This is a genomic window from Arthrobacter sp. UC242_113, from assembly GCF_044054585.1.
Lineage (GTDB): Bacteria > Actinomycetota > Actinomycetes > Actinomycetales > Micrococcaceae > Arthrobacter.
In genome coordinates, this window is sequence record NZ_CP171968.1 from 635,094 (window position 1) to 661,149 (window position 26,056).

Annotated in this window: 22 protein-coding genes, 2 tRNA genes, 2 pseudogenes and 1 riboswitch; of the genes and pseudogenes, 16 read left to right on the top strand and 10 right to left on the bottom strand. The window is 67.5% G+C overall.

Annotated features, from left to right (window positions below; translation table 11 throughout):
* Positions 1–11: 11 nt before the first annotated feature.
* Positions 12–791, top strand: coding sequence for a CPBP family intramembrane glutamic endopeptidase (locus ACHMXB_RS02830; RefSeq protein WP_395402596.1), 780 nt, complete (start codon positions 12–14; stop codon positions 789–791).
* Between the two features lie 94 nt (positions 792–885).
* Here the strand turns inward: ACHMXB_RS02830 and ACHMXB_RS02835 are convergent, their stop codons facing one another.
* Entirely contained in the window at positions 886–1,524 is a 639-nt protein-coding gene (locus ACHMXB_RS02835) for a VOC family protein (RefSeq protein ID WP_102970773.1), read from the bottom strand.
* 298 nt (positions 1,525–1,822) lie between these two features.
* A riboswitch (SAM riboswitch) is annotated at positions 1,823–1,938 on the top strand.
* A 105-nt stretch (positions 1,939–2,043) separates the two neighbouring features.
* Between ACHMXB_RS02835 and ACHMXB_RS02840 the strand changes: the two genes are divergently transcribed.
* The 3 genes from ACHMXB_RS02840 to ACHMXB_RS02850 all read left to right on the top strand — a co-directional run bounded on the left by ACHMXB_RS02840 (position 2,044) and on the right by ACHMXB_RS02850 (position 5,997).
* Positions 2,044–3,150 (top strand): homoserine O-acetyltransferase, encoded by a 1,107-nt coding sequence (locus tag ACHMXB_RS02840; protein WP_395405091.1) that lies wholly within the window; start codon positions 2,044–2,046, stop codon positions 3,148–3,150.
* A gap of 216 nt (positions 3,151–3,366) precedes the next feature.
* Positions 3,367–4,749 (top strand): MFS transporter, encoded by a 1,383-nt coding sequence (locus tag ACHMXB_RS02845; protein WP_395402599.1) that lies wholly within the window; start codon positions 3,367–3,369, stop codon positions 4,747–4,749.
* A gap of 99 nt (positions 4,750–4,848) precedes the next feature.
* Entirely contained in the window at positions 4,849–5,997 is a 1,149-nt protein-coding gene (locus ACHMXB_RS02850; protein WP_395402601.1) for an alcohol dehydrogenase catalytic domain-containing protein, read from the top strand.
* A 72-nt stretch (positions 5,998–6,069) separates the two neighbouring features.
* Here ACHMXB_RS02850 and ACHMXB_RS02855 read toward each other — a convergent pair whose 3' ends face one another.
* Positions 6,070–7,002, bottom strand: a complete 933-nt coding sequence (locus ACHMXB_RS02855) for a LysR family transcriptional regulator (protein WP_395402603.1) — start codon at positions 7,000–7,002, stop codon at positions 6,070–6,072.
* A 113-nt stretch (positions 7,003–7,115) separates the two neighbouring features.
* Between ACHMXB_RS02855 and mmsB the strand changes: the two genes are divergently transcribed.
* Together mmsB and ACHMXB_RS02865 are read left to right on the top strand one after the other, a co-directional pair.
* Complete coding sequence (gene mmsB / locus ACHMXB_RS02860; RefSeq protein WP_395402605.1) at positions 7,116–8,018, top strand: 3-hydroxyisobutyrate dehydrogenase; 903 nt, start codon at positions 7,116–7,118, stop codon at positions 8,016–8,018.
* Between the two features lie 47 nt (positions 8,019–8,065).
* A complete protein-coding gene (locus ACHMXB_RS02865; RefSeq protein ID WP_395402607.1) occupies positions 8,066–9,550 on the top strand; it encodes a CoA-acylating methylmalonate-semialdehyde dehydrogenase in 1,485 nt (494 codons plus the stop codon).
* A 186-nt stretch (positions 9,551–9,736) separates the two neighbouring features.
* Here ACHMXB_RS02865 and ACHMXB_RS02870 read toward each other — a convergent pair whose 3' ends face one another.
* Together ACHMXB_RS02870 and ACHMXB_RS02875 are read right to left on the bottom strand one after the other, a co-directional pair.
* Positions 9,737–10,384, bottom strand: coding sequence for a hypothetical protein (locus ACHMXB_RS02870; protein ID WP_395402609.1), 648 nt, complete (start codon positions 10,382–10,384; stop codon positions 9,737–9,739).
* A 121-nt stretch (positions 10,385–10,505) separates the two neighbouring features.
* A complete protein-coding gene (locus ACHMXB_RS02875; RefSeq protein WP_395402611.1) occupies positions 10,506–11,744 on the bottom strand; it encodes a winged helix DNA-binding domain-containing protein in 1,239 nt (412 codons plus the stop codon).
* 110 nt (positions 11,745–11,854) lie between these two features.
* Between ACHMXB_RS02875 and ACHMXB_RS02880 the strand changes: the two genes are divergently transcribed.
* Entirely contained in the window at positions 11,855–12,505 is a 651-nt protein-coding gene (locus tag ACHMXB_RS02880; protein ID WP_395402613.1) for an alpha/beta hydrolase, read from the top strand.
* A 23-nt stretch (positions 12,506–12,528) separates the two neighbouring features.
* Here ACHMXB_RS02880 and ACHMXB_RS02885 read toward each other — a convergent pair whose 3' ends face one another.
* On the bottom strand, positions 12,529–12,762 hold the full coding sequence (locus ACHMXB_RS02885) for an RNA-binding S4 domain-containing protein (RefSeq protein WP_190606869.1): 234 nt from the start codon (positions 12,760–12,762) through the stop codon (positions 12,529–12,531).
* Between the two features lie 33 nt (positions 12,763–12,795).
* Here ACHMXB_RS02885 and ACHMXB_RS02890 point away from each other — a divergent pair, with 33 nt between their 5' ends.
* The 3 genes from ACHMXB_RS02890 to ACHMXB_RS02900 all read left to right on the top strand — a co-directional run bounded on the left by ACHMXB_RS02890 (position 12,796) and on the right by ACHMXB_RS02900 (position 16,387).
* Positions 12,796–13,821 carry a DMT family transporter gene (locus tag ACHMXB_RS02890; protein ID WP_395402615.1) on the top strand — a complete coding sequence of 342 codons (1,026 nt, stop codon included), beginning with the start codon at positions 12,796–12,798 and terminating at the stop codon, positions 13,819–13,821.
* 215 nt (positions 13,822–14,036) lie between these two features.
* On the top strand, positions 14,037–15,422 hold the full coding sequence (locus tag ACHMXB_RS02895; RefSeq protein ID WP_111904578.1) for a glycine--tRNA ligase: 1,386 nt from the start codon (positions 14,037–14,039) through the stop codon (positions 15,420–15,422).
* Between the two features lie 2 nt (positions 15,423–15,424).
* Positions 15,425–16,387 (top strand): GNAT family N-acetyltransferase, encoded by a 963-nt coding sequence (locus ACHMXB_RS02900; RefSeq protein ID WP_395402618.1) that lies wholly within the window; start codon positions 15,425–15,427, stop codon positions 16,385–16,387.
* A 69-nt stretch (positions 16,388–16,456) separates the two neighbouring features.
* Here ACHMXB_RS02900 and ACHMXB_RS02905 read toward each other — a convergent pair whose 3' ends face one another.
* The 3 genes from ACHMXB_RS02905 to ACHMXB_RS02915 are packed head-to-tail and all read right to left on the bottom strand — an operon-like array spanning position 16,457 to position 18,888.
* A complete protein-coding gene (locus tag ACHMXB_RS02905; RefSeq protein WP_395402620.1) occupies positions 16,457–17,275 on the bottom strand; it encodes a lysophospholipid acyltransferase family protein in 819 nt (272 codons plus the stop codon).
* A 16-nt stretch (positions 17,276–17,291) separates the two neighbouring features.
* Positions 17,292–18,116 carry a DUF1295 domain-containing protein gene (locus ACHMXB_RS02910; RefSeq protein WP_395402622.1) on the bottom strand — a complete coding sequence of 275 codons (825 nt, stop codon included), beginning with the start codon at positions 18,114–18,116 and terminating at the stop codon, positions 17,292–17,294.
* A gap of 10 nt (positions 18,117–18,126) precedes the next feature.
* Entirely contained in the window at positions 18,127–18,888 is a 762-nt protein-coding gene (locus tag ACHMXB_RS02915; protein ID WP_395402624.1) for an alpha/beta hydrolase, read from the bottom strand.
* Between the two features lie 110 nt (positions 18,889–18,998).
* Here ACHMXB_RS02915 and ACHMXB_RS02920 point away from each other — a divergent pair, with 110 nt between their 5' ends.
* The 6 genes and pseudogenes from ACHMXB_RS02920 (at position 18,999) to ACHMXB_RS02945 (ending at position 25,273) form a co-directional block, all read left to right on the top strand.
* Complete coding sequence (locus ACHMXB_RS02920; RefSeq protein WP_395402626.1) at positions 18,999–20,453, top strand: YibE/F family protein; 1,455 nt, start codon at positions 18,999–19,001, stop codon at positions 20,451–20,453.
* Positions 20,454–20,517: 64 nt separating this feature from the next.
* Positions 20,518–21,699, top strand: coding sequence for a tRNA dihydrouridine synthase DusB (gene dusB / locus ACHMXB_RS02925; RefSeq protein WP_395402628.1), 1,182 nt, complete (start codon positions 20,518–20,520; stop codon positions 21,697–21,699).
* Positions 21,683–22,996 (top strand): deoxyguanosinetriphosphate triphosphohydrolase, encoded by a 1,314-nt coding sequence (locus tag ACHMXB_RS02930; protein ID WP_395402630.1) that lies wholly within the window; start codon positions 21,683–21,685, stop codon positions 22,994–22,996. The genes dusB and ACHMXB_RS02930 overlap by 17 nt, the downstream gene beginning before the upstream one ends.
* A gap of 73 nt (positions 22,997–23,069) precedes the next feature.
* Positions 23,070–24,936, top strand: a pseudogene (dnaG, locus tag ACHMXB_RS02935) (DNA primase).
* Positions 24,937–25,003: 67 nt separating this feature from the next.
* Positions 25,004–25,076, top strand: a tRNA-Asn gene (locus tag ACHMXB_RS02940).
* Between the two features lie 124 nt (positions 25,077–25,200).
* Positions 25,201–25,273 (top strand) — tRNA-Asn (locus ACHMXB_RS02945).
* Between the two features lie 78 nt (positions 25,274–25,351).
* Here ACHMXB_RS02945 and ACHMXB_RS02950 read toward each other — a convergent pair.
* Positions 25,352–25,760 (bottom strand): annotated as a pseudogene (locus ACHMXB_RS02950) (hypothetical protein).
* A gap of 86 nt (positions 25,761–25,846) precedes the next feature.
* A complete protein-coding gene (locus ACHMXB_RS02955) occupies positions 25,847–26,026 on the bottom strand; it encodes a hypothetical protein (RefSeq protein WP_102970802.1) in 180 nt (59 codons plus the stop codon).
* Between the last annotated feature and the right edge of the window lie 30 nt (positions 26,027–26,056).

The following is a 26,056-nucleotide window of genomic DNA, read 5'->3' on the forward strand; positions in this document are numbered from 1 at the left end:
AAGATAGGAACATGTTGGTTCCCTCCCGCCGTCGGCTGCGGTTCGAAGTATGGATTGTCCTCGGGTTGTCGCTCGGCCAGTCCGCTGTCTACTCCGTGGTGCAGCTGCTGGACAAGATGACCCGGGCACCGCTGGCGCAGGGGACATCCACGCTGAACAGGTCGCAAAGCACGCGCGAGTACTTCGACCTCACCTACCAGTTGCTGGACATCATCTTCGCCCTGGTGCCGGTCCTGCTGGTGATCTACTTTCTGACAGACCAGCGCCAGGCGAAGTCCGGGTCCGGGCACGATGCCGGCTCGGCGTTCCGGAAGCTGGGATTCAACTTTGCCCGGCCGGGCAAGGACCTGCTGCAGGGGCTCGGGCTGGCCGCCCTGATCGGCATCCCGTCGCTGGGTCTCTATGCCGCCGGGCGTGCCCTGGGCATTACGACGGCGATCATCCCGAGCGGTTTGGACGCCTACTGGTGGACGGTGCCGGTGCTGATCCTGTCTGCCCTGCGCCACGCGGTGGTGGAGGAAGTCATTGTGGTGGGCTATCTCCTGGACCGGTTCGGCAAGTTCGGCTGGTCCATGCCACTGGCGATCTTTGTGTCCTCAATGCTTCGCGGCAGCTACCACCTGTACCAGGGGTTCGGACCCTTCATTGGAAACGCCATCATGGGCGTGGTCTTCGCGTGGGTCTACACCAGGACCCGCCGGGTGATGCCGCTCGTCATCGCGCACGCCCTGCTGGACATCGTCGCGTTCGTAGGGTTCAGCCTGTTCGGCAAAGCGGTCGGCCTGGGCTAGCCAGCGCCGGCCCTTAAAGCTGATTCGGCCGCCATCGGCGGGTGACGTCATTGGCACCCGCTGATGGCGGCCGAAGTGAAGGGCAGAAAGGGCGTCAGATGGTGACGGCGCCCGCTGCGGTTTCGAACGTGACCGAGAGGATGCCCGGCGTTCCGTGCGGGGCGACCCAGTTCACGGCGACGTCCTCCAGCGGCCTTTCGACGGGCTCGCCGAGCCACTCGGTCACGCGCTCGGCAGAGCCCGCGATCGTGAGGCTGGACATCTTCACATTGCTGTCATAGGCGTTGGACGGGTGCAGTTCCGCATCGCCCTCCCACTTCAGCATGTACGGGACCTGCGGGTCCGCGATCAGTCCCAGGATGCCGATCTGCTTCCAGACAAGCTCCCGTCCGTCGGGGAACTTGCGGTTGCCGTTGACCGCGGAGCGGCCCAGGCGTTCCTCGAAGGGGGCCAGGTCGTCAACTTCGACGCACCAGCCCATCCAGCCGCCGCCCGCGGCGGACCGGGCCCGGACGGCCTGGCCGAACGGTGCCTTGTCCGACGCCGGGTGGTCCAGGACCTCAACAACCTCGAGGTACTTGTGTCCGGCCAAGGGAATGATCATGTTCCGGGTCCCAAACCGGGGGTGCACCCCGCCCTTTACGGCTTCGACGCCGAGGGCAGAGGAGATACGTTCGGTGGTGGCCGCCAGGCCATCGTGTTCACAGGCGTAAGAGACGTGATCCATGCGCATGCCCTCATCTTGGCACTTTGTGAGGTGGCTCTCAGCTTAGGCCCACCTAACATTGCGAAAAGTCCATACTTTGACGAAGTTCTTCACAAAGCTGTGCGCTTAACAGTCCCATTCCGGCGCTGATCGCAGGTCATGAGTGCCAGCGAAGAAAGCCCCGGCTCGCTGGCCGGCAACCCTCCGGCCGCGGCTGAAAAGCGCTTTGTGGAGATGCTATGGAACCGGCCCGTGAGGGGCCGGGAGTCACACAGCCGTCACATTCTTAGCGCAGACGTCCGCCTGTTTCGTAAACTGGGCAACAGGTCATGAGTGCCAGCGACAGCCCCGGCTTGCTGGCCGGCAACCCTCCTTCCGCGGTGGGGTGCCCCGGGTGAAGACCTGGCCTGCCGGACAGCTGCCGGCGGGCAAGCGCGTAGAAGAGGTTTACCTGTGACGATTTCTGTCAGCACCGACGTACCCGCCGCCGCCCCAAAGGGCACCATTCCGGATGGCACTGTTCCAGACGGCCGGGTCCCCGATGGCATTGTTCCCGACGGGGCAAGCCAGCACAGCACTGTCCAGTACCTCAACATCGGCAGCCTGGAACTCGAGGCCGGGGGATTCCTGCCCGACGTGACCCTGGCCTACGAATGCTGGGGAACGCTGAATGAGGGCGGCTCCAACGCCATCCTCGTTCAGCATGCCCTCACCGGGGACACGCACGTGACCCGGGGCGGCACAGGGACTGAAGAGGGCTGGTGGGAACAGCTCGCCGGGCCCGGTGCGCCGGCGGACACCGACAGGTTCTTCGTCATTTCCATCAACATCCTGGGCGGCTGTTACGGATCCACGGGGCCGTCGTCGACCGCTCCGGACGGCAAGCCCTGGGGTTCACGCTTTCCGCTGGTGACGCTGAGGGACTCCACTGTGGCCGAGGCGCGGCTGGCTGACCGGCTCGGCATCCCCAGTTGGTACGCCGTGATGGGCGGCTCCATGGGCGGGGCACGCGCCCTCGAGTGGGCAGTCACTTTCCCGGAGCGGGTGCGCCGCTGCGGCGTGATCGCCGTCGGCGCCAGGAGCACTGCCGAACAAATCGCGTTCGCGCAGGCCCAGACGCTTGCCATCCGGCAGGACCGCCATTTCAACGGCGGCGACTACTACGGCGGACCGGAACCCGCGGATGGCCTGGCACTGGCACGGCGGATTGCACACATCACCTACCGGTCTGCCTACGAACTGGATTTCCGGTTCGGCAGAAACGCCCAGGCCGCTGAAGAGCCGCTGCAGGCCGATGCCCTGGCGGGCCGCGGCCGTTACCAGGTGGAGAGCTACCTCGACCACCAGGGCAACAAGCTGGTCCGGCGCTTCGACGCCAACAGCTACATCGCCCTGACGGAAACCCTCATGAGCCATGACGTCACCCGCGGGCGGGGGACGCTCAAAGAGGCCCTCGCCCGGACCACCGCTGATTTCTTCGTGGCCGCCGTGGAGTCGGACCGGCTGTACTTTCCCGCCCAGTCGCAGGAACTGGCAGAGTCGCTGCCCGGAAACGTGGATGTCCACATGATCGATTCGCCGATCGGCCACGACGGCTTCCTCACGGAGATCGGCCAGTTGAACGCCCAGCTCAGGGCACACCTCCTCAGCTGACCGGCAGCCCGGTCCAGGCGGCCGGGAGCCGGCTCACCGTGGCAACTCCAAAGCCATGCGTGTGCATTAATGCAGATGCGCCTTGCACTATTTGGCGTTGAGCTTGCTTCATTGGCAGACCATACTCGTTGAATCCGGCGTTCGTGGTGCGCATCACACCCCTTTCGCCATCGACCGGTCCCCGTGGCGTCGAGGAAGACGTCGAAGGAGTTTGCAATGAGTACGGAAAGCTCCGCCGCAAGGCGTGTAGAGGAAACCGACGTCAAGGCCTCAGGCCTCAAGAAAGTTGTCACGGCATCCATGGCCGGCACCGTCGTGGAGTGGTATGAGTTCTTCCTCTACGCTTCGGCTGCCACCCTGGTCTTCGGCAAGACCTTCTTCCCCAACGCCGGCACGGAGCTGGACGGCATCATCGCCGCCTTCCTCACGTACGCCGTCGGATTCGTTGCCCGCCCGATCGGCGGCATCGTCTTCGGCCACTTCGGCGACAAGTTCGGCCGCAAGCAGCTGCTGCAGCTAAGCATCATCCTGGTTGGTGTCTCCACCTTCCTGATGGGCTGCCTGCCGACGTTCCAGCAGATCGGTTACTGGGCGCCCGCGCTCCTGGTATTCCTGCGGTTCGCGCAGGGCTTCGCCGTCGGCGGCGAATGGGGCGGCGCGGTTCTCCTCGTCGCAGAGCACAGCCCCAGCAAGTCCCGCGGATTCTGGGCCAGCTGGCCGCAGTCGGCCGTGCCGATGGGCAACCTGCTCGCCACGGCCGTCCTGTTCATCCTGTCCTCGACGCTGACCCAGGAAGCCTTCCTCGGCTGGGGCTGGCGCGTGGCGTTCTGGCTCTCCGCGGTGATCGTTGTGATCGGCTACTACATCCGCACCAAGGTCAACGACGCCCCGATCTTCCTCGAAGCCCGCAAAGAGGTCGAGGCCGGGCACAAGGGCTACGGCGTTGCCGAGGTCTTCAAGCGCTACCCGCGCGGCGTCTTTACCGCCATGGGCCTTCGCTTCGCGGAAAACATCCTCTACTACCTCGTGGTGACGTTCTCCATCACCTACCTCAAGACCGTGGTCCAGGCCGACACGACGCGGATCCTGCTGCTGCTGCTGGTCGCCCATGCCGTGCACTTCGTGGCCGTTCCGCTGGTGGGCAAGCTTTCAGACCGTTTCGGCCGCAAGCCTGTCTACATGGCCGGCGCAATCCTGGGCGCCACCTGGGGCTTCTTCGCCTTCCCGATGATGGACACCAAGAACGACCTGATCATCCTGGCTTCCATCATGATCGGCCTGATGTTCCACGCGCTTATGTACGCCGGCCAGCCCGCGATCATGGCGGAAATGTTCCCCACCCGGATGCGTTACTCAGGCGTCTCCCTGGGCTACCAGGTGACCTCCATCGTGGCCGGTTCGCTGGCCCCGATCATCGCCGCGTCGCTCCTTTCCACCTACAAGTCCTCCGTTCCGGTGGCCATTTACCTGCTCATCGCCTGCGCCATCACCGCCGTCGCCGTGTTCTTCCTGAAGGAGACCCGCGGCGTCTCGCTCCACGACGTGGACGCGGCCGACGCCCAGGGCACTGCCGACCTGCTCGCGGCCGGCAAGAAGTAACGGGCCCCTAGTCCCGACGCCTACGAGCATCCAGCAGCTGCCCGGACCGCCATACACGCGGTCCGGGCAGTTGCCCGTTCACCGACACCAAGGATTTCCATGAAAGCAGCAGTCCTCTACTCGACCGTCGCCACGACAGGCAATAAGACCGATACTGCACGGCAGAAGCCCAGCTACAAGGACGCACGGCCCCTGGTGGTGCAGGAGCTGGAGCGGCCGGAACCGCGGGCCGGTGAGCTGGGCGTTGCCATCACCTACTCCAGCCTGTGCCATTCGGATCTTTCCGTGGTGGACGGTTCGCGGGTCCGGCCCCTTCCCATGGCGCTGGGCCACGAGGCGGTGGGGCGCGTCGTGTCCGTCGGCGCCGGCGTCTCCGACGTGTCCGTCGGGGACCACGTGGTGCTGGTCTTCGTCCCGAGCTGCGGGGACTGCCGCGCGTGCCGCGCCGGCCGTCCTGCGCTCTGCCACCGGGCGGCGGAGGTCAACGGCTCCGGCGACCTGCTGCACGGCGAGGCCTTGCTGCGGACGCCGTCGGGGGTGCGGATCAACCACCACCTGGGCGTCTCGGCCTTCGCCGACTACGCGGTGGTGGCCCGGGAATCGGTGGTGGTGATTGACGACGACGTCCCGGACACCGTGGCGGCGATGTTTGGTTGCGCTGTGCTCACCGGAATGGGATCGGTGCTGAATACGGCCGCTGTCACTGCCGGCCAGTCGGTGGCCGTCTTCGGGCTCGGGGCGGTGGGCCTTTCCGCTGTCATGGCCGCGTCCCTCGCGGGGGCCGGCAATGTGATCGCCATCGATCCCAATCCCGGCAAGCACCAGCTCGCCCTTGACTGCGGCGCCACGGCTGTAGGGACGCCCGACGACGCGGCCGGGCTTATCAGCGACGCAGCCGGCGACGGCGTCGACGTCGCCATTGAAGCCGTTGGCTCGGCCGGCGTGATCGCTGCCTGCCTGGGACACGTGACCCGGGGCGGCGCTGTCGTCTCGGTCGGCCTGCCCCATCCGTCGGCCGAGCTGACGGTGCCGGCGCTGCAGTTCGCCGGCGCCGGCAAGCGCCTGCTGGGTTCGTACATGGGCGACGCCGTTCCCGGGCGGGACATCCCGCTTTATCTGGGCTACTGGCGCGAGGGCAGGCTGCCGGTGGAGCTGCTGCACACCGACACCAGGCCGCTCAGCGAGATCAACGAGGGGCTGGATGCACTGGCATCGGGGCAGGTGGTACGGCGCCTGTTCCAGGCCTGACGTCTGATCGGAGACAGGGCAACGCCTGAACTGGACGCAGGCCTGACGGCTGGGTCCCGGCCTGCGCCCGACTCAGCCCGCCAGCACCCCTGCCCGGGCCTTCACTTCCTCTTTGAGTGACGCGACGACGGCCTGCACCGCGGCCGAGCGGAGGGATTCCGGCCGCGCCACCGCCCAGATGGGGAGCTGGCGCTCGAAGTCGTCGGCGAGCACGGGAACGAAGTCCGGCTGCCCGGCCACCATGAAGTTCGGCAGCAGCCCGATGCCTGCGCCCTGCCGCACCGCCTCCACCTGCGCGAAGACACTCGTGGCCTGGAAGCTGGAGGAGGGCATCGGCAGCTGCGAGGACCAGCGGTGTCCCAGCTCCGCCACCTGGAGCGCAGACTCAACGTAAGAGACAAAGCCGTGCTGCCCGACGTCGTCGAGCGTTTCCGGCAGGCCGTGCTCCGCGGCGTAGCCTGGGCTGGCGTAGAGGCGCAGGTAGTAGTTGCTCAGGAAGATGGTCTGGGCGTTGCTCACGTCGGTCCGGCCCACCACGATTTCGAGGTCCACGCCGGATCTGTTCTGGCTGACTTTCCGCGTGGCGCTCAGCATCTCGATGTTCAGCTGCGGGTTCTGCTGCTGCAGCCGGACCAGCGCAGGGGTGACGAACACGGCTCCGACACCGTCCGTCGTCGCCACGCGCACCAGTCCGGACAGGGCACTGTGGTCCTGGCTGATCAGGCCGGAGAGCGATCCGAGGGTGCTCTCAATGGCCTCCGCGGCCTCCACGGCAGACGCGCCGAGCTGTGTCAGTTCCCAGCCGTGCGGGCTGCGTTCAAGAGTGCGCCCGCCCAGCTGCTTGTCCAGGGCGAGGATCCTGCGGGAGATGGTGGTGTGGGTGGTGCCCAGCGTTTCCGCCACTGCGTTGAACCTGCCCAGGCGCGCCACTGTCAGCAGGATCAGCAGGTCGTCCGGGCTCGGAAGCCGCCTCTGGTCCACGGCAAGCCTTTCATCTGTGTGCATCGATGCACATACCGTCTGTAATTTTTCCCCTTGATTGCACTCTAGCAGGGTGTGATGGTGGACACAGACCTTCCGGCCCATGCGGCCGGATCCGAAGCAAAGGAGCTTATGACATGGCAGCAATCGGCTGGATCGGCCTCGGCAACATGGGCGGATTTATGTCCGCTAACCTGGCGGAGGCCGGGCACGATGTCCGCGGCTTCGACCTCAACCCCGCGGCGCTCGCCGCCGCCGAGGAGGCGGGCGTCAAGCCGGCCGGCAGCATTGCCGAGGCCGTCGCCGGCGCTGACGTGGTGTTCACCATGCTGCCCAAGGGTGAGCACGCCCGCGCGGTCTACCTGGGCGAGGACGGCGTCCTCGCGCATGCTGACACCCGCACGCTGCTGGTGGACTCCTCCACCATCGATATCGCATCTGCCCAGGAACTGCACGACGCCGCCGCTGCCGCCGGCTTCCGCTTTGTGGACGCCCCGGTGTCCGGCGGCATGAGCGGGGCCAAGGCCGGGACGCTGACCTTCATGGTGGGCGGCGAGGAGGGCGCCGTCGCAGACGCCACCGGCTACATCGGCCCGATGGCAGCCAACATCATCCCCACTGGCGGCGCCACCACCGGGCAGGCCGCCAAAATCTGCAACAACCTGATGCTCTTCATCAACCTGGCGTCCACCGCCGAGGGCGCCGTCCTGGCCGACCGGCTGGGCCTGGACAAGCAGGTCTTCTGGGACATCGCGTCCGTGTCCTCGGGCGACTCCTGGGCACTGCGGACCTGGTACCCGGTGCCCGGCGTGGTCCCCACCGCCGCCTCCAACAATGACTTTGCACCCACCTTCACCACCGAACTGGCCAACAAGGACATCGGCCTTGCCATCAGCGCGGCCGAGGACACCGGCACGCCGCTCGAGATCGGCAAGCACGTCCAGCAGCTGTTCCAGCAGCTCATCGACGCCGGTGAGGCGGGCAAGGACTGCTCCATGATCATCAAGCTCGCCGACGGCTCGCTGGACTCCGCCAAGTAGCGCCCCCCACATCTTCCCCAACTCTGAAACACGAAAAGAGACGTCCCTTGGAAACCATTCCGCATTTCATCAACGGCAGCCGCGTCAGCGACGCCGAACGCTTCGGACCCGTCTTCAACCCCGCCACCGGCGAGCAGGAGAAGCAGGTGGCCCTCGCCTCGGCGGCGCGGACCGAGGAGGCCATCGCGGCCGCCCGTGCCGCGTTGCCAGCGTGGCGGGCCACCAGCCTGGCCAAGCGCACCAACATCTTCTTCCGGGTCCGCGAGATCCTGAACCAGCGCAAGCCCGAGCTCGCGGCGATTCTCACCAGCGAGCACGGCAAGGTCCTCTCCGACGCTGCGGGTGAAATTTCCCGCGGCCTGGAAAACATCGAGTTCGCCACCGGCCTGTCCCACATGCTCAAGGGGGAGCGCTCCGAGCAGGTCTCCAGCGGCATCGACGTCCACTCCGTGCGCCAGCCGGTGGGCGTCGTGGCCTGCATCACCCCGTTCAACTTCCCGGCCATGGTGCCGCTGTGGATGATCGGCAGCGCTCTGGCCTGCGGCAACACAGTGCTGCTGAAGCCCAGCGAGAAGGACCCGTCGGCCGCCATCTTCATCGCCGAGGCCTTTGCCGAAGCGGGGCTGCCCGCCGGCGTGCTGAACGTTGTCCAGGGGGACAAGGAAGCCGTTGACGTCCTGCTCGAACACCCCGACGTCAAAGCCGTGAGCTTCGTCGGCTCCACGCCCATCGCGCAGTCGATCTACAAGCGGGCGGCCGACCACGGCAAGCGGGTCCAGGCCCTGGGCGGGGCGAAGAACCACATGGTAGTGCTGCCCGACGCCGACCTGGACATGGCGGCCGACGCCGCGGTTTCCGCGGCCTACGGTTCGGCGGGGGAGCGCTGCATGGCCGTTAGCGTCCTGGTGGCGGTGGGCAATATCGCGGACGACCTGGTGCAGGCGATCTCCAGCCGGATGGCCGGCCTGCAGATCGGTCCCGGAACCGACCCGGCCTCGCAGATGGGCCCGCTGATCACCGCGGAGCACCGGGACCGTGTGGCCTCCTACGTTGCGGGTGCGGAAAACGAAGGTGCCACCGTCGTCGTGGATGGGCGCTCGCAGCAGTTCGATTCGAACGGCTTCTTCATCGGCGTCAGCCTCGTGGACCATGTGAAGCCCGGGATGAAGGTGTACGACGACGAGATCTTCGGCCCGGTCCTGTCAGTCGTCCGCGTCGACACGTACAGCGACGCCGTCCGGCTGGTCAACGAGAACGAGTTCGGCAACGGCACGGCCATCTTCACCCGCGACGGCGGCGCAGCACGGCAGTTCGAGTTCGACGTCGACGCCGGCATGGTGGGCGTCAATGTGCCCATCCCCGTCCCGGTGGGCACCTTCTCGTTCGGCGGCTGGAAGAACTCCCTGTTCGGCGACACCCACATGTACGGCCCGGACAGCATCCGGTTCTACACCCGGGGCAAGGTGGTCACCACGCGCTGGCCTGACCCGTCCACCTCGGTCATTGACCTCGGCTTCCCGCAGATCGACTAAACTCGATACTCGGTTTACATCAAAACTTCGAGTTTGGGCCGGTCAAGACCGTCCCGGGCCTCAGCCCGCGTCCCGCAGCCACAAGCAGCGGGACGCGGGCTGTTCCTTTTCTCGCGCGAAGTGCCACTTGCGCCCCAAACCGAGAATCGCCGTCGTACTCCCGCTGCGTGGGGGCTGTTCCGCGGCCTAGCCGTTCATGATGTCGTTGCGCCGGGCCATGTACTCCTCCATGGAGAGCTGGCCTTCGCTGTACTGCTGATCCAGTTCAGCCAGTTTCCGCGCACGGAACCCCTGCGGAGCCGACGGCGGCGGGGGAGCCGAGGGTGCCGGTCCAGTGGAAGGAGCCGGATTCTGCTGCGGCTGGGGCGGGTTGGCGTGGTATTCCGGGCTGTCCTCATAGGGCACCTGCCCCTGCTGCCAGGACGGCGCACCGGTGCCGCCGGGACCGGGCTGGTTCGGATACGGCTGGTTCGGGTATGACGGGTACTGCTGATCCGGGTATGGCTGACCCGGGTAGGACTGATTCAGGGGCGGAAGCTCTTCCCGGCCACCGCGCTGGGGGAATCCCAAGCCGCCGCCGAAGTAGTCCTGCTGCGTGTAGCCGTCCCGCGGCCGGTTGCCCGGACGGCCCTGGAACGGGCCTCCGAACTGGCTGCCCGGCTGGTTGCCGAACTGGTCGGGGTCTTGATTCGGAAACTGATTCGGAAACTGGCCCGGGTACTGTCCGGGCAGGCCGGGCCCTTGATTGCGCTGTTGGACTGACCTCCGGTACATCCGCATGCCCATGGGAATCAGGACGGCCAGAATGATGATCCAGAAAAACAAGTCGAACACGGTGAAGCCTCCCGGTGAGTGTCCATTCCAGCTTAGTCCTGCCAGGAAACGCGCCCGGAGTCCTTATGCCCACAGCGCACGGCTGCCTCAAAACGCTGCGCTGGAACTGCTGCAATGGAAGTCAGGAACCAGCCGGAATCCGAACTGTCGGCATTTCGAGGAAGTCCCCGTAATCAGCCACTGCCACTGCCACCGCCTGCTCAGCGGCGGGGCCGAGCGGCCGGGAGAGTCGGATGTCGAGTTCGCAGCGCTGCGCGGCGGACCCGCGCCGGACCAGCGAGTGCCGCCAGGAGCCCGCCACCAGTCCATCGGACAGAACCACGTGCATGGGGTTGTCGCCAAAGGGATAGGCGGGCGCAGTTCCGCCGAAGTAATGCCGCGAGACGGAGTAGCCCATGATGTATTCGTCGTAGCACTGGAGCAGATCGATCTGCGGCCGTCCATCCCCGGCCCGCTCCGGTTCCAAGCTCCGCTCCGATCCGCCACCCTGCCCTAATTCGCCACCCTGCGCTAATTCGCCACCCCGCCCCGATCCGCCGCCGTGCCCGAGTGTCTCCCCTCCGGATTGCGGCGGCCGAAGATAGAAGTCGGCGCCGTCGAAGCTGGCCGCAACGATCGCGCCCGGAGCGATTTCCTCCGCCAGTGCCAACCCCTTGCGCACATCAGTCATCGTGAGTCCGGACCAGTCCGCGCAGTCCCGGACGGTGGCAGGCCCGCGGCTTCCGAAGTACCTTAGCGCCAGGGCCGCCAACGACTCCTCCCGGGAGGGCACGGCAGCCGAGGCACTCCCGGCGACGCGCTCATCGAACGCCGCATACGTCTGCCGCAGCGCGCCGCCGGGACTTCTCACGGGCGCGCCGCTCACCAGCACCCCGCTGATCTCGGCATGCATGATCAGGTACGCGAGGAGGAGCCCCTTCGCGGCGAAGCCGGCATCCTGAAGCCTGGCGGCCAGTTGCTCACGCGTGAGGTGCACTCCACCGGCCACCGCTTCCGCCAGCGCATCGGCGCTCCTGGACGCCGCCTCACTGTCGATCCCGGTGCTGCGGTAGGTGCCGCCGTTCACCTGGTGCAGCCGGGGTGCGGACAGGGCCCGCAGCCACGGCAGGTCATCGCGGTGCACAAAATGCCAGGTGGGCCGCAGGATGTGGGTCCGCAGAATGCGGCCGTCGGCAAGTGCCTGCTCCACATCGGCGGCCGTCGCGCCACCGGTCCGCTGAGCCAGGGACCACCGCGCATAGGGGAACTCCTGCGCCTGGACGGCCAGGAGATTTTTCACGGCCTCCTCCGCCGTGGCAGCCCGCGGCTCCCTCAGCTGCTGCCCGGCCAGCCGCGCCCGCAGCACCTCCTGGGGTTCCATGCCCGACGCCGCTCCTCACCTTTGTCAGTTCAGTCAGCCCATCCTGTACCGCCACCGCCTGGCTGCGCCACCGTAGGTTGCTATCAGCGGGTAACTGTAAGAATGGAGCCATGACTTTAGCCGACTCCTTTCCTGCTCCCGTTGTTCTGTGGTCCAAGCCTGAGGAAGCCAGGGCCGGCAAGCCACTGCTCGTCCTGCTGCACGGCTACGGCGCGAACGAGCAGGACCTCCTCAGCCTGGCTGACATGCTTCCGGACGAGTTCACGGTTGCATCGGTCCGGGCCCCCATCGCCATGGGGCCGGGCTATTCCTGGTTCCCGCTGACGGGGTCGATCGAATATTCCGTGGACGCCGTCAAGGACGCGTCTGCGTACGTGCTGGACTGGCTGGACACGGTCAAGGCCAACCACCCGTCCGTCACGCTGCTCGGGTTCTCGATGGGCATGGCCATGGCCACCACGCTGCTGCGTCAGCGGCCCGCTGACTTTGCCGCCGTCGTCGGACTTTCAGGTTTTGTGGTTAACGCGGAGTCCGACGGCGAGTTCCGCGACGCCGAGCTGGACGGAACAGTGCCGCTGTTCTGGGGCCGGGACCAGCAGGATCCGGTCATCACGCCGGACAAGATCGAATACACGATGGGCTGGGTGCGCAAGCACGTGAAGCTGACCAAGGTCCTCTACACCGGCATGTGGCACGGCATCAACGCCCAGGAGATCGGGCACGTGTCTGAGTTCCTCACCCACGAGGTGTTGAAAAAGTAAGCCCCCTCTAGCGAAGCAAGCTTTTACGCCTGGGGAGCGCTGACCCGGACGGTCTGGCCGTTCACCGTCACGGTGTCCCCGTTGTGAAGCTGCCGGCCGCGACGGTCATCGATCTCGCCGTTGACCTTGACCAGGCCGTTCTTGATCAGCTCCGTTGCCTCCACGCCGTCCTCCACGAGGTTGGCGAGCTTCAGGAGCTGGCCCAGGCGGATCATGGTGTCGCGGATGGTGATCTCTTCGATTTCCGGGTTGCTCATACCAGTAATGATGCCTGACGTAAGGTGAAACCAATGACCCATGCACCCCGGCTGCCCCTTGCCGTTGGCCTCCCGATGGCCGTGGCCTCCGGCCTTGCCATTCCCGTCCAGGGGCGGATCAACGGGGCCCTGGGTGCACGCCTCGGTGACGGCATCGCCGCCGCCGTCGTCAGTTTCAGCACCGGGCTGATCGTGATGGTCGTGGTGTCCCTGCTTGCTCCCCGCGGGCGTGCCGGCCTCGCCCGGATCCTGCCCGCGCTGCGTGAACGCCGCTTCCCGCCGTACTACGCGCTCGCGGGCGGCATTGGTGCGTTCTTCGTCTTCGCGCAGTCCTTCACCGTGGGGCTGCTGGGCATCGCCCTCTTTACCGTGGCAACCGTCACCGGACAGACACTCAGCGGCCTCCTGGTGGACCGCCTGGGCATCGGTCCGGCAGGTAAGAAGTCGGTGACCGGCATCCGGGTCATCGGCTGCATCCTCACCATCGCGGCCGTTTCGTGGGCGGTGTCACCCCGCTTCGCCGGCGGCGCTGCGGGCGCGGCCGGTGCGTCGAACAGCGCGGCAGCAAGCGCGGCGGCCGGCGGGGTAGCCGACCCCGCAGCACTGCTGCTGCCGATCATCCTGCCGGTTCTGGCCGGTTTCCTTATGAGCTTCCAGCAGGCCATGAACGGCACCGCCACCGTGCACTACGGCACCCCGATCGCGGCCACCCTGGTGAACTTCATAGCCGGCACCTGCGTGCTGTGGCTGGCCTGGTCCATCAAGGTGGCCGTCGCCGGGCCGGCCAACCCGCTGCCGGCGGAATGGTGGTACTACCTAGGCGGGCCCATGGGCTGCGTGTTCATCGGTCTCGGCGCGCTGCTGGTGCGCAGCCTCGGGGTGCTGGTGACGGGCCTCGGCATGATCGCCGGCCAGCTGCTGGGTTCGCTCGGCCTGGACCTGCTGGCGCCGACGCCGGGCACCGTGGTGGAGGCCGCTACGGTCCTGGGAACCCTGCTGACCCTCGCTTCCATCGTCGTGGCCACCCTGCCCTGGCCGCGCGGCGCGTTCCGAAGGTGACGGAGTCCGTTCCGAAGTGACGGGGTGCCTTTCGGAGGTGGTGCGGTGCCTACCGCAGATGAGGGCGCCTTCCGGAGGCAGCTCCCGGTAGGCTAGGTCTCGCAGCTTCCCGCACTGTTTTCCCTTTCCCACGCCCCCGCCCGGCATCCAGCCGCGGTCCAAGGCCACAGACACCGCGGACCGCACCCAGCGGCCCTGTAGAAATTGGAGTTCCCATGGCAGCAAAATCCGTCCTCGACCAGGTCATTTCCCTTTCCAAGCGGAGAGGCTTCGTTTTTCAGGCCGGCGAGATCTACGGAGGCTCGCGTTCCGCTTGGGACTACGGACCCCTCGGTGCCGAGCTGAAGGAAAACATCAAGCGCCAGTGGTGGCAGTCCGTGGTCCGCGGCCGCGAGGACGTGGTGGGCCTGGACTCCTCCGTCATCCTGCCCCGGCAGGTATGGGAAGCCTCGGGCCACGTGGACGTCTTCTCCGACCCGCTCGTCGAGTGCCTCTCCTGCCACAAGCGCTACCGCGCCGACCACCTCGAAGAGGAATACGAGGAAAAGAAGGGCCGCCCCCCCGAGAACGGCCTGAAGGACATCGCCTGCGCCAACTGCGGAACCCGCGGTGAATGGACCGAGCCGCAGGAATTCTCCGGCCTGCTGAAGACCTTCCTGGGCCCGGTGGCCAGCGAGGAAGGCCTGCACTACCTGCGCCCCGAAACCGCGCAGGGCATCTTCGTGAACTTCAACAACGTGCTCACCACCTCACGGAAGAAGCCGCCGTTCGGCATCGGCCAGATCGGCAAGTCCTTCCGCAACGAGATCACGCCCGGAAACTTCATCTTCCGCACCCGTGAGTTCGAACAGATGGAAATGGAGTTCTTCGTGGAGCCGGGCACGGACGAAGAGTGGCACCAGTACTGGATGAAGGAGCGCATGTCCTGGTACACCGGCTTGGGCATCCGCGAGGAGAACCTGCGCTTCTTCGAGCACCCGCTGGAAAAGCTCAGCCACTACTCCAAGGGCACCACGGACATCGAGTACCGCTTCGGCTTCCAGGGCTCCGAGTGGGGCGAGCTGGAAGGCATCGCCAACCGCACCGACTTCGACCTCTCCACGCACGCGAAGGCCTCCGGCACGGACCTCAGCTACTTCAACCAGGCCACCAACGAGCGCTTCACCCCGTACGTGATCGAACCGGCCGCCGGCCTGACCCGGTCCTTCATGGCGTTCCTCATCGACGCCTACACCGAGGACGAGGCACCCAACGCGAAGGGCGGAGTGGACGTCCGCACCGTGCTCAAGCTCGACCCGCGGCTCGCCCCGGTCAAGGCTGCTGTGCTGCCGCTCAGCCGCAACGAGGACCTCTCCCCGAAGGCCAAGGACCTGGGCACCCAGCTGCGCAAGAACTGGAACATCGACTTCGACGACGCCGGGGCCATCGGACGCCGCTACCGCCGCCAGGACGAGATCGGCACCCCGTTCTGCATCACCGTGGACTTCGACACGCTCGAGGACCAGGCGGTCACCATCCGTGAACGCGACACCATGAGCCAGGAACGCGTGTCCCTGGACAAGGTGGAGGGCTACCTGGCCGCACGGCTGATCGGCGCATAGCCGTGGCGATCCAATACCGTGGATGGCGCGAGGGCGACGACCTCGCGCTGCTGGAGGTCTGGGGCGACCCGGAAACCGATCAGGCGGGCCAGTTCCGCGGCACCCTCGCACCCTCGGGCAACGCGCCGTGGCGGCGCTGCATCGTGGCCGAGGACGTCGTCGACGGCGTGGCCATCCCGGTCGCCGCCGGCGTGGTCCACGAGGCCAGCCTGCACCCGGAGCGGCTGTGGGTGTACGTCGAAGTGGCCCGGGACCACCGCCGGTCGGGCATCGGTTCCACGCTGCTCATGATGCTGCGCCGCGAGGCGGAAGGGTCGCCGTCGGGCGTTACCCGGCTGCGCTGCAAGGTGGAGCCGGGCACCACCGGTGCCGCCTTCGCGGAAGCTGCGGGGCTCACCCCGATCCAGCACACGCGGCTGGTCGTGGTGGAGCCGGCCGCCCTGAAGCTTCCGGTCTTCGGCGACGGTTCCGAGGAAGCGGCGTCGGAGCGCATCCAGGACCTGGCCACCGGTTCCGTGGAGCTGTCCGACGTCGTGGGACGGTACTACTCGTCCGTCCATGGCTGGGACAGCCCGGGTGAACTGGGCATCGGTACGGTGCAGCGGCTGTTCCTGGACGAGCTCAGCGGTGCGCATGGCGCGATCGTGCTGCGCGCCCCGAAGGCCAGCGCCTTTGGGTCAGGCGTGCCGGCAAGCCGCAAGGGCAAGATCCAGGCCTTCGCGATCAGCTATGCGCAGGGGAATTCCGAACACCCCTCCGATGTGTTCGTCGGCCATGAGCCGGAGCTGGATGCCGAGGAGGCCCAGGCCGCGGTCCGCGACCTGCTGGCACTCATCGCGTACCAATACCCGGTGCTTATGGAAGTGGACGATTCGATGACAGCGGTTCGCGCCGTCGTCGAGCCCCTGATGGAAGCGGGCAAGGCCCGCCGCCAGGGCTCGGAGACGTTCGTCGTCTCCGACTGACCAAACTGTGTAGCACCCAAAGTAAGCAGCAGATCAGGGCGTTCCCAACCGTGGGAACGCCCTGATCTGCTACTCAGTCGGGGGATTCACCTCCGGGGCCGCTGTGGTCCGGGAAGTACGACGGCGGTCCCTCGCCAGGTCTGCGGCATCGAGCCGTTGGCGTTCCGTCTCGGAGATGGCGCCGCCGCCGAGGTCCGCCGGCATCCACCAGTCGCCCGGCTGCGCAGCCACCGGGAAGCTGGCGATGGCGGCGTCGATTCCCGCCTGAAGCGTCCTTCGGAGCCGCGCCGTTTCAGCCTCCGCGTCGATGCCCGCAGCCAGATCCACCGGCTCGCCGACATGCACCCGTACCGGAGCGCGCCGGACGCGGTGCAGCGGAAGGCTGTTGCCACGGGTCAGGATCCGGTGGGCACCCCAGACGGAGACCGGAATGAGAGGCACGCCTGCCTCAGCCGCCATCCGCACGGCGCCCGTCTTGCATTCGCGGACCTTGAAGCTGCGGCTGACGCCGGCCTCCGGCATGACGGCCAGGTAGTCCCCGGCACGGAGCCTGGCCACGGCGTCGTCGTACGCCGCAGTTCCCGAACCGTGGGGCACCACCACCTGGCCCGCTGCGCTGATGAACGGACCCGCGAGCCAGTGGTCCGCGGCTCCCTGGTGGATCATGAAGCGCAGTTGCCCGCGGTTGTGCCGCCACAACACCAGCTCGGCGGCGGCGAAGTCCAGGTAGCCGAAGTGGGTGATGGCGACGACGGCACCGGCTTTCCCGTCCGGCAGGTTTTCCTGTCCTGTCACCATAAGGCGGATCCGGAAAAGCCACCGCAGGAACAGCCCTGCCCGCACGAGGAGGCGGTAGAAGCGGTTGCTGGCGGCCGGGGTCCAGGGCATCCGGTGCTGCCGGATCTCAGTGCCGCCGCGGCGGCCACGGGATGAAGCCGCTGGTGGACTGTACGTAGTCACGGTAGCCGGGGCGGCCGGACATGGCCTTCTCCGTAAGCGGCTTCCCGGTCTTGGCGGTCAGCGTCCAGATCATCAGTGCAGGGGAGAGGATGGTCAGGACGCCGGGCCAGGACTCCGCCGCGATAAGGAACAGCCCGGTCCAGACGGCGGCGTCGCCGAAGTAGTTGGGGTGCCTTGTGTAGCGCCACAGCCCGCTGTTCAGGACGGTTCCCCTGCGGGCGGGATCGTTCTTGAACTGCTCCAGTTGCCGGTCGCCCACCGACTCGAAGACGAACCCGGTCAGCCATACTGCCGAACCAGCCACGGCAAGAGGCCCGAGCGGACCGGTGGCGAACATGCCCACCTGGATGGTCAGCGAGACGAAGAACATCACGATGCCCTGTGGCAGGTAGACGCGGCGGAGGGCGTAGGCGTTCCGGGACCCGCGTGCTCCTTTGAGCAACGCCACGTAGCGGGGGTCCTCATGGCCGCCGCGCGCCCTGCGGCCGATGTGGGTGCCGAGCCGGATTCCCCAGATGCCCGTCAGAACCAGCAGGAGCACCCGCCGGCCGCCGTCGCCCTCCGCGGCCGAGAGGACAAAGGAGATCAACGCGATGACGACAAAGCCGGGGCCCCACGCCACGTCCATCACCGAGTGCCGTGCCTGGCCGGCGGCACCGGCGGCACCGGCCCCGATGGCAACGGCGTACGTCACGGCAAGCACCAGCACCACGCCCAGCGCTGCCCACGGCAGGCTGGCCACGAACGCCTCCAGCGCAAACGGGCTCATGAAAGATGCTTCACAGAACTAGCGGCAGTGCCTCGCCGGACGGGGGCAGCACCCTGTCCAGGGCTGCTGCGGACGCAGAGGACCGTGTCTCGGGAACTCCGGTCCGTTCCAGGAAGGCCTTCATCAGGAACCCGGTGGCCAGCCTGTGCCACAGCCGGACCCTCCGGAACATGAAGTGCCCGGCCCCGCGGAGCGAGACGTACCTCATCTCCGCCGCTCCCGCCGCCGCCCGCCGCGCAAACCGCAGTGATGCCGCCGGGCTCGTCCACCGGTCCTCGTCCCCGTGCACGATCAGCACTTTACGTCCGGTGACCGCGCCGGCGGGAGTGGCGCCGTCGAGCCACGGAGCCAGGGCCACCACGGCGTCCACGCCGGGTTCGTCCGCCGCGCACATGGCGGTGAGGCCGCCCATCGAGTGCCCCAGCAGGTAGATGGGCACGCCGGCGTGCGCCGCGCGGATTTTGGCCAGCGCCCAGCGCGCATCCTTCAGCGGGGTCATGTCCTCGCCGTTCCAGCCGCGCACGCTGTTCCGCAGGATCCAGACTTCCAGGCCGTGTTTTTTGCCGGCACCATGCAGGTGGCGGGCGAACGGCACCATCCGCGCCGGGCTCAGGTGCCTGGCCTGGACGGGCTCGAAGCTGCGCGACTTGCCGCCGTGCAGCACCAGGGCCACGCCGCGGGTGGGTCCGGAAGGGGCCAGAACCGTCAGCACCGCTTCGTGGTCAGATCGGTGTTGGCTCACTGCTGCATCCTCCGACGCTTCGTCGTTCATTTATCAACCCTATGGCGGCCGCCGTAGAGTTCAAGCATGAGGTTTAGCTGCTGATGGGTGCAGGTCACTCCCACGGTCATACAGGGCATTCGGAGCCAACCGCTGAAGCGATGGCCGCCCGCAGGAAAGCAAACAGGATTCTGGCTGCGGTGCTGATCCCGCTGACCCTGCTGACCCTTGCGGCGATGGCCGCTCTCTGGCCCTCGGGCAGCAAGGAAGGCCTGACCCTGGCCAACCCGTATGCCGCAGCCCCGGGTGTCACTTTCGACACCGGGCGGATTCAGCGCGTCGTCACCGAGAACTGTACGCAGGCCTCAGCCGGAGAGAGTGCAACCGGAGGCACCGCAGCCCAGGACGGCACAGCCCCGGACGGCACGGCCCAGGGCAACACAGGCGGCGGCTCGCAGTGCACCTTCGCATTCACCGAGCCGGACAAGGGCGGCAACCCGGTTAAGGTGGTGATCAACCCGGACATCGCCAAGTCGCACGGCGTCAAGGTAGGTGACAACATCCGCTACCTGAACCTGTCCCACGCCCAGGCGGCTGCCACCGGCGCCGATGCCCCGGCGGCCCAGGGGTCGCCGTCGTACATCTTTGTGGACTTTGTCCGCACCATGCCGATCATCCTGCTGGCCATCCTCTACGCCGTCGTGGTGGTGGCCGTGGCGCGCTGGCGGGGGCTGCGCGCCCTGATTGGCCTCGTCGGCGCCTATTTCGTGCTGGGCAGCTTCATGCTGCCGGGCCTCGTGGAGGGCAAGCCTCCGCTCCTGCTGGCCCTGGTGGGCTCGACGGTGATCATGATCGGGGTGCTGTACTTCGCGCACGGCTTCTCGGCGCGGACGTCGACGGCGCTGCTGGGCACCATATTCGGGCTCGGAATCACCGCCCTGCTCGCGGCCTGGGCCACCGACGCGGCCAACCTCGCCGGCGTGGGAAGCCACGACGCCGCCACGCTCGTGAACATCTCGGACAGCATCTCCATCTCCGGCATCATCCTGTCCGGCCTCATCATCTCCGGGCTCGGCGTGCTGAACGACGTCACCATCACCCAGTCCTCCGCGGTGTGGGAGCTGTACGAACTCGCGCCCAACACGAGTGCGCGGAAGCTGTTCTCCTCGGCCATGCGGATCGGCCGCGACCACATCGCCTCCACCGTGTACACCATTGCGTTCGCCTATGCGGGCGCCGCCCTGCCCATCCTCATCATCGTGATGCTCTACAACCGTCCGCTGGGGGAGGCGCTGACCAGCGCCGAGCTGTCCGAGGAGGTCATCCGCACTTTGGTCGGCTCCATCGGGCTGGTCCTGGCGATTCCGGTCACCACGCTGATCGCCGTGCTGGTGGTCAAGGCCACGGGCGTCCGGTCTGCTGTGTTGCCCAGCGCGTCGGATGCTGATCCCCACCCGGGCGGCCATGCCGCCATAACGGCCGACGACGTCGACGACACCGGCGCGCTCGCGGCCGCCGCGGCGGTGGCGGGCCGGGAACGTGCCGAAGCTGACGCGCCGCCGGCGACCCGGCGGGGACGGCGTGCCGCCCGGCATGATGCAGCGCCGCGGGACTGAGTGCCGCCGCCGGCATCCCGCCCGGTCTTCTGTCCGATTTGCCCGGCTTTGAGACAATGGACGGGTGACTGTTGTAGCAACGCCTCCCGCCCCCCGGCTGGAACTTCCGCCGCTGAAACTCGGCCCCATCACCGTGGACACCCCGGTGGTGCTCGCCCCCATGGCCGGAATCACCAACACCGCCTTCCGCAGGCTCTGCCGTGAATACGGCGGCGGGCTGTACGTGGCGGAGATGGTCACTTCCCGTGCCCTGGTGGAGCGGACGCCGGAATCTCTGCGCATCATCTCGCACGACGACGACGAGAAGGTCCGGTCCGTCCAGCTCTACGGTGTGGACCCCGTCACCGTGGGTGCGGCCGTCCGCATGCTGGTGGAGGAGGACCGGGCGGACCACATCGACCTCAACTTCGGCTGCCCCGTGCCCAAGGTCACCCGGCGCGGCGGCGGATCTGCCCTGCCCTGGAAGATCGACCTCTTCACCTCCATCGTGCAGACCGCCGTCCGGGAGGCGTCCAAGGGCGGCATCCCGCTGACCATCAAGATGCGCAAGGGCATCGACGATGACCACCTGACGTACCTCGACGCCGGCCGGATCGCGCGCGATTCCGGTGTTGCCGCCGTCGCCCTGCACGGCCGCACGGCGGCGCAGTTCTACTCCGGCCAGGCTGACTGGTCCGCCATCGCCCGGCTGCGCGAGGCCCTTCCGGACATTCCGGTGCTGGGCAACGGCGACATCTGGTCCGCCGAGGACGCCGTCCGGATGGTCCGCGAGACCGGAGTCGACGGCGTCGTCATCGGCCGCGGCTGCCAGGGCCGGCCCTGGCTGTTCGGCGACCTGCAGGCGGCCTTCGAAGGCAGCGACCAGCGGCACCGTCCCGGGCTGCGCGAGGTGGCCGAGGGCGTCTACCGGCACGCCGAGCTCATGGTCGAAACCTTCGGCAACGACGAATACAAGGCGCTGCGGGAGATCCGCAAGCACATGGCCTGGTACTTCAAGGGCTACGTGGTGGGCAGCGACCTGAGGACGAAACTGGCCACCGTGCCCACCCTCGAAGTGCTCCGCGGACTGCTGGACCAGCTGGACACGGACCTGCCGTATCCCGGCGTCGACTCGGAGGGGCCACGCGGGCGCGCCGGTTCACCCAAGAAACCGGCCCTGCCCAAGGACTGGCTGCTCAGCCGCCAGCTGAACGAGGACCAGTCGCGGGACATCGCCGCGGCGGAACTGGATGTGTCCGGTGGCTGAAAGCCGACTGGCGGAAGCCCGCACCACACCGCAGGCGCTGCCGGGCTATGAAGCCCGCGACACCGCCCGGTGGGTGGAGGAGCCACCCAAGAGCACGTACCGCTCCGACTTCGAGCGGGACCGCGCCCGCGTGCTGCACTCCTCGGCGCTGCGCCGGCTGGGCGCCAAGACGCAGGTGGTGGCCCCGGACACCGACGACTTTGTCCGCACCCGGCTGACGCACAGCCTTGAGGTGGCACAGGTGGGCCGGGAACTGGGCCGCGCCCTGGGCTGCGATCCCGATGTGGTGGACACCGCCTGCCTCAGCCATGACCTCGGCCACCCGCCGTTCGGGCACAACGGTGAGTCGGCGCTCAACGAGATGGCCCACGCGATCGGCGGGTTTGAGGGCAACGCCCAGACCCTGCGGCTGCTCACCCGGCTGGAGCCGAAGGTCCTCGACCCGGAGGGCAGGCCGGCCGGCCTGAACCTCACCCGGGCCAGCCTTGACGCGGCCGCTAAGTACCCGTGGTCCGCCCTGGACGCCCCCGTGATCCACGGCCAGCGGACCAGCAAGTTCGGCGCGTATGAGGACGACCTGCCCATCTTCAACTGGATCCGGGAAGGTGCCCCCGAACGGCGGTCCTGCCTCGAGGCCCAGGTCATGGACCTCGCGGACGACATCTCGTACTCCGTGCACGACGTTGAGGACGCGATCGTGGCCGGGCACTTCCAGCTGCGGTGGATGGACAACCCGGACCACCGGGCGCGCGTGGTGGGCTACGCCAAGCAGTGGTACCTGCCGCACAACGACCCCGCCGCCATCGACGCCGCCCTCGCACGGCTGGAAGCCACCGACGTCTGGGTGCGCGAGGCGGACGGCAGCCGCAAGTCCATGGCGGCGCTGAAGGACATGACCAGCCAGCTCATCGGCAGGTTCTGCCAGAGCGCGCTGGAAACCACCCGCGCCGTCTACGGCCCGGCGAACCTGACCCGCTACAACGCCGAACTCATGGTCCCGGACGAGACCGTCCTGGAGATCGCGGTGATGAAGGGCCTGGCCACCACATTCGTGATGACCACGGACCACCGGCAGCCCATCTACGAACGCCAGCGCGAGGTGCTCCACGCCCTGGTCACGGCACTGAACGCCTCCGGTGACCGGAACCTCGAGCCCATGTTCGCCGCTGACTGGCGCGAAGCGGCCGACGACGCCGCCCGGCTCCGGGTGGTCATCGACCAGGTGGCATCGCTGACGGACGGCTCCGCGCTGGCCATGTACGAACGGCTCGTGGGCAGCCTGCCGTCCCTGTGGTGAGATTGGACGCACCGGTCCACATACGCCCCGCAAGCGCTGCCGGTGGCAGTGCGCCAGAGACTAGGATTGCTTCGTGGCTGGGCTGATTAAACGGGAAGACATCGATGAAGTCCGCCAGCGCACGGACATCAAGGAAGTCGTCGACGGCTACGTCACGCTCAAGGGCGCCGGCCTCGGCTCCTACAAGGGCCTGTGCCCCTTCCACGACGAGCGCTCGCCGTCATTCACCGTCCGCCCGCAGGTGGGCCGCTACCACTGCTTCGGCTGCGGCGAGGACGGCGACGTCATCTCCTTCGTGCAGAAGCTGGACCACACCTCCTTCCACGAGGCCGTGGAGAAGCTGGCCGCGCGGATCGGGTACGAGCTCCGCTACGAGGACGGCGGCACCGGACCCAGCCGCGAGGAAGTCGGCAAGCGCCAGCGGCTCCTCGACGCCCACAAGATCGCCGACGAGTTCTTCCGCGCCCAGCTGCTGACAGCCGGCGCCGCCGAGGGGCGGAAGTTCCTGCAGCAGCGGGGCTTCGACCGGGCAGCAGCGGACCACTTCGGCGTCGGCTACGCACCCCAGGGCTGGGACGCGCTGCTCAAGCACCTGCGCGGCCGGGGCTTCACCGATCCGGAACTGAAGCTCACCGGGATGTTCTCCGAAGGCAACAGGGGCATCTACGACCGCTTCCGGGGCCGCCTGATCTGGCCCATTCGGGACATCGCCGGCGACACCATCGGCTTCGGTGCCCGCAAGCTCTACGAGGACGACCAGGGCCCCAAGTACCTCAACACCCCGGAAACCACGCTCTACAAGAAGTCCCAGGTGCTGTACGGGATCGACCTTGCCAAGCGGAACATCGCCAAGGACCGGCAGCTGGTGGTGGTGGAGGGCTATACGGACGTCATGGCCTGCCACCTCGCGGGAATCCCGACGGCGGTGGCCACCTGCGGTACGGCGTTCGCCGCCGACCACATCAAGATCGCCCGCCGGCTGCTGTCCGACGACGGCACCGGGGGAGAGGTCATCTTCACCTTCGACGGCGACGCCGCCGGCCAGAAGGCGGCCCTGCGGGCCTTCGAGGAGGACCAGCGCTTCGTCGCCCAGACCTACGTGGCCGTCGAACCCACCGGGGCTGACCCCCTGCGACCTGCGCCAGACGCGGGGCGACGCCGCCGTCCGCGACCTGATCGCGTCCCGGCGCCCGCTTTTCGAATTTGCCATCCGCGCCACCCTGCGGAAGCACAACCTGGACACCGTGGAAGGGCGGGTCGCCGCGCTGCGTGAGTCCGCCCCCGTGGTGGCCCAGATCCGCGACGCCGGGCTCCGGCCAGGCTATGCCCGGGAACTGGCCGGGTGGCTGGGAATGCCCATCGAGGACGTCTCCAGGGCTGTGGGGGCCGCCGCGAAGCGGGGCAGCGATCCGGAGGCTCCCGGTGTAGTCGCGCTTCCGCCGTCGGGCGTCCTTCCATCCTTCCACCGTCCCGACCCCCGGGACCCGGTGGCGTCCATGGAGCGGCAGGCCCTCGAGGTGGCGCTGCAGGAGCCGGCAATGCTGGGTGGTGCGGCCTGGGAGCGGTTCGCGACCGCCCGGTTCGCCACGCCCGCCTACCAGGCCATCCACGACGCCATCCGGGCCACGGCGCCAGGCTTCTCCGGCGATGCCGTGCAGTGGGTGGAAGCGTTGCGGCAGGAGGTTCCCGAGCCGCTGCGGCCGCTGGTTTCGGAGCTCGCCGTGGTGCCGCTGCCTGCGAACACCGCCGAAGCGGTGCAGAAGTACTGCCGGGACATCCTCGCCAGGCTGTTCGAGCTGCAGATCACCCGCATCAAGGCGGACAAGCTGGGGCAGCTGCAGCGGCTCGATGCCACTGCCCACCCGGAGGAGTTCCAGCAGCTGAACCGCGAGCTCATGATGCTCGAAATGGAGCGCCGGTCGCTGCGCTCCGATGCCTAGGGTGGACCGCCAAAGACGCCGATTTCGTTTCCGGGCCGGGTGTTTGCTAGGCTAGTACCCGCTTCATTCCTCCTTAGCTCAATTGGCAGAGCATTCGACTGTTAATCGAAGGGTTGCTGGTTCAAGTCCAGCAGGAGGAGCGCGCAGTCCCCGTTCCGGGTTCCGGAACGGGGACTTTTTATACCCTGGAGGGGTATTTGGGCCCAGTGTTCGCGCCGATTTCACATTGCGCCAGAACCTTTGCTAATGTCATACCTGCTTCATTCCTCCTTAGCTCAATTGGCAGAGCATTCGACTGTTAATCGAAGGGTTGCTGGTTCAAGTCCAGCAGGAGGAGCGCACAGTCCCGCGGCTGGCCCCAGAGCCGGCCGCGGGACTTTTTTGTGCCGTCAGCGCGGTGCCCGTCGCACCTGCGTCAGACGAAATCCATCTCCACCTGGAGGAAGCGCTCTGCCTCGGCTATGGCCGCTTCAAATGCTTCCCGCTCCGTGGGGGACTTCCGCGGCTCGCGGGGGTGCCACTCGTGGGGTGAGGAGTGCACGCGCGTGAAGCCGCCGTCGGGCGGGGCATAGAAGATGCCAAACCGCTGGACCGGCCATTCGGGAGACGTTTCGGGGGCCACCAGCAGGGCGGCATTGAAAGCCGGGTTGAACCACTGGGCTATGGGCCGGCGCCGGTCCTCGGTGAAAAAGTCCCGCCGCATAGAGCGCTGCCGACTGCGCACTGGTCTGGGTGCACAGCCGGTCCCACCACAACGGCAGAATGCCGGAGTCGCACCGCTGCCACGTGGCCGGAAGCGGGGGATGATCCTGCCAGTGGGGCACGTAACAACTTTATCGCGCAGGTACCCCAGCGAACAGATGGCTCGCCCCGCTCGGGAGGTACGGCGCGGCTTAGTGGGAGCGGCGGGTCAGGGCCGGTTCCACGGTCCTGGATTGACGCGGTACAGCAGGGCAGAACCGACGACGGCGCCCACCAGGATGCCCAGCGCCGCGTTGCCCATCATCCTACCCGCGAAGAAGCCGGCCACGGCGCCGAGGATGGCTCCGAGGAACAGTCCTCGGCCGTTGCGGTGGGGTTTGCGGGTCATGATGCCAGCCTACCCGGCGTGCATCAGGGA

Excerpts from the sequence above, each read along its gene's own strand:
- ACHMXB_RS02955 (WP_102970802.1), bottom strand. The coding sequence starts at position 26,026 with ATGACCCGCAAACCCCACCGCAACGGCCGAGGACTGTTCCTCGGAGCC.
- ACHMXB_RS02875 (WP_395402611.1), bottom strand. The coding sequence starts at position 11,744 with ATGGAACCCCAGGAGGTGCTGCGGGCGCGGCTGGCCGGGCAGCAGCTG.
- ACHMXB_RS02830 (WP_395402596.1), top strand. The coding sequence starts at position 12 with ATGTTGGTTCCCTCCCGCCGTCGGCTGCGGTTCGAAGTATGGATTGTC.
- ACHMXB_RS02845 (WP_395402599.1), top strand. The coding sequence starts at position 3,367 with ATGAGTACGGAAAGCTCCGCCGCAAGGCGTGTAGAGGAAACCGACGTC.
- ACHMXB_RS02855 (WP_395402603.1), bottom strand. The coding sequence starts at position 7,002 with ATGCACACAGATGAAAGGCTTGCCGTGGACCAGAGGCGGCTTCCGAGC.
- ACHMXB_RS02905 (WP_395402620.1), bottom strand. The coding sequence starts at position 17,275 with ATGCCCTGGACCCCGGCCGCCAGCAACCGCTTCTACCGCCTCCTCGTG.
- ACHMXB_RS02835 (WP_102970773.1), bottom strand. The coding sequence starts at position 1,524 with ATGCGCATGGATCACGTCTCTTACGCCTGTGAACACGATGGCCTGGCG.
- ACHMXB_RS02895 (WP_111904578.1), top strand. The coding sequence starts at position 14,037 with ATGGCAGCAAAATCCGTCCTCGACCAGGTCATTTCCCTTTCCAAGCGG.
- ACHMXB_RS02920 (WP_395402626.1), top strand. The coding sequence starts at position 18,999 with ATGGCCGCCCGCAGGAAAGCAAACAGGATTCTGGCTGCGGTGCTGATC.
- ACHMXB_RS02910 (WP_395402622.1), bottom strand. The coding sequence starts at position 18,116 with ATGAGCCCGTTTGCGCTGGAGGCGTTCGTGGCCAGCCTGCCGTGGGCA.
- ACHMXB_RS02930 (WP_395402630.1), top strand. The coding sequence starts at position 21,683 with ATGTGTCCGGTGGCTGAAAGCCGACTGGCGGAAGCCCGCACCACACCG.
- ACHMXB_RS02885 (WP_190606869.1), bottom strand. The coding sequence starts at position 12,762 with ATGAGCAACCCGGAAATCGAAGAGATCACCATCCGCGACACCATGATC.
- ACHMXB_RS02850 (WP_395402601.1), top strand. The coding sequence starts at position 4,849 with ATGAAAGCAGCAGTCCTCTACTCGACCGTCGCCACGACAGGCAATAAG.
- mmsB (WP_395402605.1), top strand. The coding sequence starts at position 7,116 with ATGGCAGCAATCGGCTGGATCGGCCTCGGCAACATGGGCGGATTTATG.
- ACHMXB_RS02880 (WP_395402613.1), top strand. The coding sequence starts at position 11,855 with ATGACTTTAGCCGACTCCTTTCCTGCTCCCGTTGTTCTGTGGTCCAAG.
- ACHMXB_RS02915 (WP_395402624.1), bottom strand. The coding sequence starts at position 18,888 with ATGAACGACGAAGCGTCGGAGGATGCAGCAGTGAGCCAACACCGATCT.
- ACHMXB_RS02890 (WP_395402615.1), top strand. The coding sequence starts at position 12,796 with ATGACCCATGCACCCCGGCTGCCCCTTGCCGTTGGCCTCCCGATGGCC.